Annotated in this window: 13 protein-coding genes; 1 reads left to right on the top strand and 12 read right to left on the bottom strand. The window is 56.2% G+C overall.

Features of this window, described 5'->3' with window-relative positions; genetic code table 11:
• Positions 1 to 87: 87 nt before the first annotated feature.
• The 11 genes from rplP to rpsJ all read right to left on the bottom strand — a co-directional run bounded on the left by rplP (position 88) and on the right by rpsJ (position 6,514).
• Positions 88 to 501, bottom strand: coding sequence for a 50S ribosomal protein L16 (gene rplP / locus ACR0FG_RS20665; protein WP_010437070.1), 414 nt, complete (start codon positions 499 to 501; stop codon positions 88 to 90).
• A 12-nt stretch (positions 502 to 513) separates the two neighbouring features.
• Entirely contained in the window at positions 514 to 1,224 is a 711-nt protein-coding gene (gene rpsC, locus ACR0FG_RS20660) for a 30S ribosomal protein S3 (RefSeq protein ID WP_008758042.1), read from the bottom strand.
• On the bottom strand, positions 1,224 to 1,604 hold the full coding sequence (rplV, locus tag ACR0FG_RS20655; protein WP_008756532.1) for a 50S ribosomal protein L22: 381 nt from the start codon (positions 1,602 to 1,604) through the stop codon (positions 1,224 to 1,226). Before rplV ends, rpsC begins: the two co-directional genes overlap by 1 nt.
• A gap of 3 nt (positions 1,605 to 1,607) precedes the next feature.
• Positions 1,608 to 1,886: a 30S ribosomal protein S19 gene (gene rpsS, locus ACR0FG_RS20650; protein WP_005980699.1), complete on the bottom strand. Its 279-nt coding sequence runs from the start codon at positions 1,884 to 1,886 to the stop codon at positions 1,608 to 1,610.
• 3 nt (positions 1,887 to 1,889) lie between these two features.
• Positions 1,890 to 2,732, bottom strand: a complete 843-nt coding sequence (gene rplB, locus ACR0FG_RS20645; RefSeq protein WP_008757664.1) for a 50S ribosomal protein L2 — start codon at positions 2,730 to 2,732, stop codon at positions 1,890 to 1,892.
• A 740-nt stretch (positions 2,733 to 3,472) separates the two neighbouring features.
• Complete coding sequence (locus ACR0FG_RS20640) at positions 3,473 to 4,012, bottom strand: ImmA/IrrE family metallo-endopeptidase (RefSeq protein WP_170716652.1); 540 nt, start codon at positions 4,010 to 4,012, stop codon at positions 3,473 to 3,475.
• Entirely contained in the window at positions 4,009 to 4,368 is a 360-nt protein-coding gene (locus ACR0FG_RS20635) for a helix-turn-helix domain-containing protein (RefSeq protein WP_170373354.1), read from the bottom strand. The genes ACR0FG_RS20640 and ACR0FG_RS20635 overlap by 4 nt, the downstream gene beginning before the upstream one ends.
• Positions 4,369 to 4,549: 181 nt before the next feature.
• Positions 4,550 to 4,846 carry a 50S ribosomal protein L23 gene (locus ACR0FG_RS20630; protein WP_010437040.1) on the bottom strand — a complete coding sequence of 99 codons (297 nt, stop codon included), beginning with the start codon at positions 4,844 to 4,846 and terminating at the stop codon, positions 4,550 to 4,552.
• On the bottom strand, positions 4,843 to 5,460 hold the full coding sequence (gene rplD / locus ACR0FG_RS20625) for a 50S ribosomal protein L4 (protein WP_480471827.1): 618 nt from the start codon (positions 5,458 to 5,460) through the stop codon (positions 4,843 to 4,845). Before rplD ends, ACR0FG_RS20630 begins: the two co-directional genes overlap by 4 nt.
• A complete protein-coding gene (gene rplC / locus ACR0FG_RS20620; RefSeq protein WP_170515968.1) occupies positions 5,457 to 6,182 on the bottom strand; it encodes a 50S ribosomal protein L3 in 726 nt (241 codons plus the stop codon). The genes rplD and rplC overlap by 4 nt, the downstream gene beginning before the upstream one ends.
• A gap of 17 nt (positions 6,183 to 6,199) precedes the next feature.
• Positions 6,200 to 6,514 carry a 30S ribosomal protein S10 gene (rpsJ, locus tag ACR0FG_RS20615; RefSeq protein ID WP_008756422.1) on the bottom strand — a complete coding sequence of 105 codons (315 nt, stop codon included), beginning with the start codon at positions 6,512 to 6,514 and terminating at the stop codon, positions 6,200 to 6,202.
• Between the two features lie 402 nt (positions 6,515 to 6,916).
• On the opposite strand from rpsJ, the gene ACR0FG_RS20610 reads away from it, so the two are divergent.
• Positions 6,917 to 7,858: a hypothetical protein gene (locus tag ACR0FG_RS20610; protein WP_480895229.1), complete on the top strand. Its 942-nt coding sequence runs from the start codon at positions 6,917 to 6,919 to the stop codon at positions 7,856 to 7,858.
• Positions 7,859 to 8,024: 166 nt separating this feature from the next.
• Here ACR0FG_RS20610 and ACR0FG_RS20605 read toward each other — a convergent pair.
• Positions 8,025 to 8,149: EF-Tu C-terminal domain-related protein (locus tag ACR0FG_RS20605; protein WP_449421237.1), on the bottom strand; the 125-nt coding region annotated here is incomplete at its 5' end.

Below are 8,149 nucleotides of genomic sequence, written 5' to 3'. Positions count from 1 at the left end.
CGGGGGCAGAGCCCCCATCATAAAAAAACCCCCGCCGGTGTCCCGACGGGGGCTTCAAATCGTAGGGTGGGGTTTTACCCCGCCGCCTTACCAGTCTTCGCGGATCACGACGCGGGTCTTGATCGGCAGCTTCATCGCGGCCAGGCGCAGGGCCTCGCGGGCGATGTCGTCATTGACGCCGTCGATCTCGAACATCACGCGGCCAGGCTTGACCTTGCAGGCCCAGCGATCGACCGAACCTTTACCTTTACCCATACGAACTTCGATCGGCTTGGCCGTGACCGGAGTGTCGGGGAAGATGCGGATCCAGACGCGGCCCTGACGCTTCATGTGACGCGTCATGGCACGACGAGCAGCTTCGATCTGGCGTGCGGTTACACGCTCAGGCTCAAGAGCTTTCAGGCCGTAGGTGCCAAAGTTCAGATCAGAGCCGCCTTTGGCGAGACCCTTGATCCGGCCTTTGTGCATCTTGCGGAATTTAGTACGCTTTGGTTGAAGCATATCTTTCCCTCCTTAGCGACGACCGCCACCAGCACCACGAGGTGCAGGGCCGTCCTGGAGTTCCTGTGCTTTACGGTCACGTGCCTGCGGATCGTGCTCCATGATCTCACCTTTGAAGATCCAGACCTTGATCCCGATGATCCCGTAGGGGGTCATCGCTTCGGCATGTGCGTAATCGATGTCGGCACGCAGGGTGTGCAGAGGCACGCGGCCTTCGCGGTACCACTCGGTCCGTGCGATTTCGGCGCCGCCCAGACGACCAGCGACGTTCACCCGGATACCCAAGGCGCCCATACGCATGGCGTTCTGAACCGACCGCTTCATCGCGCGGCGGAACGAGACGCGGCGCTCCAGCTGCTGAGCGATGGACTCGGCAACCAGCTGCGCGTCAAGCTCGGGCTTGCGCACTTCGACAATGTTCAGGTGCAGTTCGCTGTCGGTCATACGCGCAAGCTTTTTGCGCAGAACTTCGATGTCTGCACCTTTCTTGCCGATGATGACACCGGGACGAGCCGTGTGGATCGTGACGCGGCACTTTTTGTGCGGACGTTCGATGATCACACGGGCAACACCGGCCTGCTTGCACTCTTTGTTGATGAACTCACGGATCTTGAGGTCTTCCAGCAGAAGATCACCGTAGTCCTTGGTGTCGGCGTACCAGCGGCTGTCCCAGGTGCGGTTGACCTGCAGGCGCATGCCGATCGGATTGACTTTATGACCCATTAGGCTTGCTCCTCAACTTGACGCACCTTGATGGTGATCTCCGAGAACGGCTTCAGGATTTTCCCGAAACGGCCACGGGCCCGCGGGCGACCGCGCTTCATGACCAGGTTCTTGCCAACCCAGGCTTCGGCGACGATCAGTTCGTCAACGTCCAGGTTGTGGTTGTTCTCGGCGTTGGCGATTGCGGACTGCAGGCACTTTTTGACGTCCTGCGCGACACGCTTGTTCGAGAAAGTCAGGTCGGTCAGAGCCTTCTCGACTTTCTTGCCGCGGATCATTTGCGCAACCAGGTTCAGTTTCTGCGGGCTGGTGCGAAGCATACGGGTTTTCGCCATTGCTTCGTTTTCAGCCACGCGGCGGGGGTTCTTTTCCTTGCCCATGACTTACTTCCGCTTCGCTTTTTTGTCTGCGGCGTGGCCATAATAGGTACGGGTCGGCGAGTATTCACCGAACTTCTGACCGATCATGTCTTCCGAGACGTTGACGGGGATATGTTTCTGGCCGTTGTACACACCAAAGGTCAGACCCACGAACTGGGGCAGAATGGTGGAACGACGCGACCAGATTTTGATGACTTCGTTGCGGCCCGACTCGCGCGCTGCTTCGGCTTTTTTCAGCACGTAAGCATCGACGAAAGGACCCTTCCAAACAGAGCGAGACATAGATTAACGTCCCTTCTTCTTGGCGTGCCGCGAGCGGATGATCAGCTTCTGGGACGCTTTGTTCTTGTTGCGGGTACGCTTACCCTTGGTGTCCTTACCCCACGGCGTAACCGGTGTACGGCCACCCGAGGTACGACCTTCACCACCACCGTGCGGGTGATCGATCGGGTTCATTGCAACACCACGAACCGACGGACGAACGCCCTTGTGGCGCATACGACCGGCTTTACCGAGGTTCTGGTTGCTGTTGTCGGGGTTGGACACGGCACCAACGGTGGCCATGCATTCCTGACGGACCATGCGCAGCTCGCCCGAGCTCAGACGGATCTGAGCGTAGCCGCCATCGCGACCAACGAACTGAGCGTAAGTACCGGCCGCACGTGCGATCTGACCGCCTTTGCCGGGCTTCATCTCGATGTTGTGGACGATGGTACCGATGGGCATGCCCGAGAACGGCATTGCGTTGCCCGGCTTGATGTCGGCCTTGGCGGATGCCACGACTTTGTCACCAACAGCCAGACGCTGCGGAGCCAAGATATATGCCTGCTCGCCGTCTTCGTATTTTACCAGTGCGATGAATGCGGTCCGGTTCGGGTCATATTCGATCCGCTCGACGGTTGCCGCGACATCAAATTTATTCCGTTTGAAGTCAACGATCCGGTAGAGACGCTTTGCGCCACCGCCGCGGCGGCGTGAAGTGATCCGTCCGGTGTTGTTCCGGCCGCCCGATTTGGTCAAACCCTCAGTGAGAGACTTGACCGGACGTCCTTTCCAAAGCTCCGAACGGTCGATCAGCACCAGCCCGCGCTGGCCCGGCGTCGTCGGCTTGTACGACTTGAGTGCCATGCTTTCTGTCTTCCGTTTAGCAAGTGCAGGGGGTTTCCCTGCTATGTGATAGGCCCCCGTAGGTGCCCGAGGTGAAGGGCCCCGAAGGTCCCCGGTTACAAATATCAGAGGCCCCGGAACGAATCCGAGGCCGCAAGATTGGGTGCGTTTAGCAGTGTTGGGGGTGGGTGTCTATAGGGGGATCAAGAATTCTCGGCCCACCAAAAGACGAATAGCACAACCAAAACCCTACTGCGCCCTCACTTTTTCTTCTTGATAGTCTCGACCACGTGAGTGGACTTTTTTGTTTGCGCACGTTTGACAGTTGTGAAGCGACCAGTCTTTGCGCTGCGACCAATCTTAAAGGTTTTACGAGCCATTTTTTCATTCCTTTTTGGCAAGTTGATATGAATGGAGGGCGACGACTCGCCCACCAAATTCTCTTTCGGTGACCTACTCCGGAAGGAGAATCGGCCACGCCCTCAGCCCAAACGCTTTCGCGTAGAGCCGCTGCCCGGTCTTTGGACAGGTCCGCCAAGGGCGGAACACGTACCGGTAACCGGGTGGAGGAGTGAGTGAACGCTTCGTCATCACACCGTCCTTCATCGGGGCGTATCTTGCCATTTGACCCGAAGTGCGCTAACAATCGGCCCTGCTACGAGACTGATTTGCGCTTTCGGGAGGCACTGCATCGTCAAGCCCCGGTTAGCACGATACAGAATTCGTTTGGAGGCTCGGGCTGCAACCTGAGCCTTCTTTCGTTACAACCTCCCTTTCTTATGCAGGTATCGAAGGCGGTTGCGCGCGGCATCCCAAGAAACATTGAAACGCCTAATAAGATCGTCTTCCTGATCCATCGCCGTAATGAACTGCTCGGGCATCAGAATTTCCGCGGCAAATTGATTGGCTTGTGGTTCGGCGAGCCGAAAGTGCGGAGTGCCGTCACCTCGCTGCGAGCGGGCCATCGAAATATTCGTGTGCATTACCCAGTGACCGAGTTCGTGCGCAGTCGTAAACCGAGGGCGGGCCTGACCAGCCCAAACACCTTCATAGACATCATCCCGCAGCATGATGAAATCGCCATTGGGGCAGGTCAAACCCTCTGCGCCACACATCTCGGCTCGATCCCCCACTTCCAATCGAAGCAGTTCAAGCTTTTGATCAAGGACTTGCTCAATCAATTCGATCACTGGCAAGTGGGGCTCATTGGCGAGCCCCAAGTTGTGCCGGAGGTTGTCAGCAATACCGCCAATCTCCGGCCAACTGCGGGGAGGTACAATAAAGTCGTTAGCCTGAGTCATGGTTCGTCCTTCTTGCTGAGGATTTCGAAGATGCTCTTGAGCTCGTCCTCGGATAGTGAATCCATCCGGCGCGCCATTAAGCCGGCTGTGTCGCGGGCAAGTGGCGAGTTGGCCTCAACTGTAAAAGACTTGCGTGACCTGTCTGCCGCCTTGCGAAGCGCTTGGGCAGCATCTCCGACAAGATGATAAACAGAAATTACAAGATCTTCGAAGCCAGAGGGCGGGCTCTTGCTGCCGCGCTCGACGGCAGAGATGAACGCAGAGGATTTTTCAAGTCGCTTAGACATATCCAGAAGACGTTCACCCTCATCAATTCGTAGTTTCCGCAGCTCCTTTCCAATTTCAGTCGTTGTCATTGGTTCGCTCCTCATTGAGTTTTCATGATATAACATCGGAGGTTGAGAATGTAAACCTTGTAGGTTAATTTTCTGCACCTCATCAGGCTATTTCTTCACCAACACGGTTAACCTATCCCGGAGGTCAAAAAAAACCCCCGCTTTCGCGGGGGCCTTTATCTGTCTCCAAAAACGGAACCGATCAGAGACCGGTGCTCACGTCGATGGTGTTGCCCTCTTCCAGGGTCACATATGCTTTTTTGACGTCTTTCCGACGGCCCAGTTGGCCGCGGAACCGCTTGACCTTGCCTTTGGTCACGGTGGTGTTCACCGCCTTGACCTTCACACCAAACAGCGCCTCAACGGCCTCTTTGATCTGCGGCTTGTTGCTGTCGATCGCCACTTCAAAGACAACCGCGCCGTTTTCGGACGCCATGGTCGACTTTTCGGTGATGACCGGCTTGCGGATCACGTCGTAGTGTTCTGCCTTCGCGCTCATTTCAGACGAGCCTCCAGTGCTTCGACAGCCGCTTTGGTGAGCACCAGGGTGTCACGCTTGAGGATGTCATAGACGTTTGCGCCCATCGACGGCAGGATATCCAGACCTTCGATGTTCTTCGACGCTTTCAGGAACCCTTCGTTCACGGTCGCGCCGTCGATGACCAGAGCGCGTTTCCAGCCCAGGTTTGCAACCTGTTTGGCCAGAGCGGCGGTCTTGCCTTCGGCTTCGGCGTTCTCGATCACAACCAGCTCACCTGCCTTGGCTTTTGCCGACAGAGCGTGGCGCAGGCCAAGCTTGCGGAACTTTTTCGGCAGGTCGTGGCCGTGCGAACGCACGACGGGGCCTTTGTAGATACCACCACCACGGAAGATCGGCGCGTTGCGGTCACCATGGCGTGCGCCACCGGTGCCCTTCTGGCGATAGATCTTCTTGGTCGAGTAGCTGGTTTCCGAACGAGTCTTCACCTTGTGGGTGCCAGCTTGCGCGTTGTTGCGCTGCCAACGGACCACACGGTGCAGGATGTCCGCACGCGGCTCGAGGCCGAACAGGTCCGCATCCAGCTCGATGTCGCCAGCTTTGCCGCCGTCCAGTTTGATTACATCAAGTTTCATGCTTCACCACCTTCCGCGGGCGCTTCTTCCGCAGGTGCTTCGGTTGCAGCCGATTTCACAGCAGCCGGGAAAGGCAGGCCTTCCGGTGCTTTCTTCTTGACGGCGTCCTTGACGGTGACCCAGCCCGATTTCGGTCCGGGAACGGCGCCTTTGATGAAGACCAGACCACGGTCGGCGTCGGTTTTGACGACTTCCAGGTTCTGGGTGGTAACACGGGCAGCACCCATGTGACCGGCCATCTTCTTGCCTTTGAACACCTTGCCCGGGTCCTGACACTGACCGGTCGAACCGTGCGAACGGTGGCTGATCGAAACACCGTGCGAGGCGCGCAGACCACCAAAGTTCCAGCGCTTCATCGCACCGGCAAAGCCTTTACCGATCGAGGTACCCGAAACGTCAACTTTCTGACCTTCCAGGAAGTGTTCTGCCGAAATCTCGGCGCCCACATCGATCAGGCCATCTTCGGAGACGCGGAACTCGGCCAGCTTACGCTTGGGCTCGACCTTGGCAGCGGCATAGTGACCGCGCATGGCCTTCGAGGTGCGTTTTGCCTTGGCGGCACCGGCGCCCAGCTGAACGGCGGTGTAGCCGTCTTTGTCAGCGGTGCGCTGTGCAACAACCTGCAGGTTGTCCAGGTGAAGAACGGTCACAGGGATCTGCTTGCCGTCTTCCATGAACAGGCGGGTCATGCCAACTTTTTTTGCGATAATACCAGAGCGCATTCTCATACCCTCCGATCTTACGACTGCAGCTTGATCTCGACATCCACACCAGCAGCGAGGTCGAGCTTCATCAGCGCGTCAACGGTCTGGGGGGTCGGATCAACGATGTCCAAGAGGCGCTTGTGCGTACGGATCTCGAACTGGTCGCGGGATTTCTTGTCAACGTGAGGGCCACGGAGAACCGTGAACTTCTCAATCTTGTTCGGCAGCGGGATCGGGCCGCGCACGTTCGCGCCGGTCCGCTTGGCAGTGTTGACGATCTCTTGCGTGCTGGCATCCAGAACGCGATAGTCAAATGCCTTCAGCCGAATACGGATATTTTGGCTTTGCATAGATACAGCCTTTTATCAGGCGTTGAGGTTGAGAGGAGGACAGACGCGCATCGCCAACCCTCATCGAACCCAAAAGGCGGGAATCACCCCGCCTTGACGTTCTTGTTGAGAACTCGCGCGTATTAGTGGGGTTAGTGGGGTTTGGCAAGGGGGAAGATGATTCTCGCTAGTACGGCAGCTGAGAAATTAATGCCAAACCGAAAACACCATCGGAAGGACGCATTGGGAGTTTCACAATCTGGTTGGGAATACCGGACTTGAAAATCACTCTAATCTGAGGCGTCATTGGCGCTAAATATCTGACAAATCTATGCGCATTTGCTTTTTTAAACCAGTGGGAAGCCCTACACATTGACGCCAACTTTGTTAACTAATGCCCTAGTGCTCTCCGCTCAGTTGCACATGGGCGCGTTTGATATTGCGCACCTGTTTAGCGACGATCCTAACGTTCATTATACCTACGCGATCGCGATACAGCTTTTTTTGCTGACGCTGTTGTTTGGATTGGCGTCACTTCTGTTTCTTTCAGGTTCGGTTCTCGCCCTCTGCCTTCGGCCGAGATTTATTCAACCAAACGGGTCGGTGCCAACTTGGTCTGCCTTGCTTACAATAGCACTGCTTCTGAGCGCACCCATGGGGTTTTCCTACATTTTGCTGGGTGCATTCCTAGTTCTGGCTTCACTGGGATTGATGACGCTTCGGTGGATGAAAAGTCCAAAGATCAAGCAAGAGTATTTCTGGCCGCCGCAGGGATTCCGGAATGCCAGCCTTCGGCAGAAGGCATTTGCGATCTTACTTCTTGGCGTATTTTGCTACTTTCTCAAATCACTTGTCACGGCACTAATTTTTTCAATACTGCCACTAAATTCAGGTCAGCCGGAGTTCCGCCTGCGATTTGCGAACAGAATAAACAGTGATGTTGTGCGTGCATCATACAGGTTCCCAGACACACAATCCTGCCTTGAAACCGGGGCCGATGCAGGAACCCACGCAGATTTGCTGCGAATGGATTGGGATATGATTTCAACCAACGGAGACGCACAGGTTTGCATGTTCAGATTGCTCCGTGAATGGGGCGGAGTAGCCGACGCCACAACATGGTTAGAGGCACAAGGCTTTCGGGTAAGCGAAACATTCAGTTCCGACAAACCATACCAAAACCGAGATGGTACACTAAGAGTCGATGGAAGTTGGTCAATTAAGAGAAACGGGCCGCGCTTTCCAACGTCTGGCAATCTATCCCGCATTCGAAGGGCCGTCCCTTATGGAATGGGCGTGCGAGCAACTTTCAGCGAAGACGGTCGAGAACTTCTATATCTCCACATCGATTTTTCTACGTTGTGAATGCGTATATATGCGCAGATTTCGGATAAAACACTTTCCAATCCATCGCAGTAGAATCGAAAAAGGGCGTCCCGTGGGACGCCCTTTCTAATTTCCTCTCCGAGTTGCTCTCGGCAGATTTTCCTTTGGAAAATCGCCTGCCGCAACCAGGCGCGACAAGCGCGCCTTACTCGATAATCTTCGACACAACACCGGCGCCGACGGTGCGGCCGCCTTCGCGGATGGCGAAGCGCAGGCCGTCTTCCATCGCGATGGGCGCGATCAGCTCGACGGTGAAGCCGACGTTGTCGC

This window comes from Ruegeria sp. E1 (assembly GCF_056534225.1).
This window is presented reverse-complemented; position numbering and strand designations above follow the sequence as displayed.

Bases quoted from the DNA above. Each gene is read 5' to 3' on its own strand.
- ACR0FG_RS20610 (WP_480895229.1), top strand. From the start codon at position 6,917: ATGGGCGCGTTTGATATTGCGCACCTGTTTAGCGACGATCCTAACGTT.
- rplB (WP_008757664.1), bottom strand. From the start codon at position 2,732: ATGGCACTCAAGTCGTACAAGCCGACGACGCCGGGCCAGCGCGGGCTG.
- ACR0FG_RS20640 (WP_170716652.1), bottom strand. From the start codon at position 4,012: ATGACTCAGGCTAACGACTTTATTGTACCTCCCCGCAGTTGGCCGGAG.
- rpsJ (WP_008756422.1), bottom strand. From the start codon at position 6,514: ATGCAAAGCCAAAATATCCGTATTCGGCTGAAGGCATTTGACTATCGC.
- rplC (WP_170515968.1), bottom strand. From the start codon at position 6,182: ATGCGCTCTGGTATTATCGCAAAAAAAGTTGGCATGACCCGCCTGTTC.
- rplV (WP_008756532.1), bottom strand. From the start codon at position 1,604: ATGGGCAAGGAAAAGAACCCCCGCCGCGTGGCTGAAAACGAAGCAATG.
- rpsS (WP_005980699.1), bottom strand. From the start codon at position 1,886: ATGTCTCGCTCTGTTTGGAAGGGTCCTTTCGTCGATGCTTACGTGCTG.
- rplD (WP_480471827.1), bottom strand. From the start codon at position 5,460: ATGAAACTTGATGTAATCAAACTGGACGGCGGCAAAGCTGGCGACATC.
- ACR0FG_RS20630 (WP_010437040.1), bottom strand. From the start codon at position 4,846: ATGAGCGCGAAGGCAGAACACTACGACGTGATCCGCAAGCCGGTCATC.
- ACR0FG_RS20635 (WP_170373354.1), bottom strand. From the start codon at position 4,368: ATGACAACGACTGAAATTGGAAAGGAGCTGCGGAAACTACGAATTGAT.
- rplP (WP_010437070.1), bottom strand. From the start codon at position 501: ATGCTTCAACCAAAGCGTACTAAATTCCGCAAGATGCACAAAGGCCGG.
- rpsC (WP_008758042.1), bottom strand. From the start codon at position 1,224: ATGGGTCATAAAGTCAATCCGATCGGCATGCGCCTGCAGGTCAACCGC.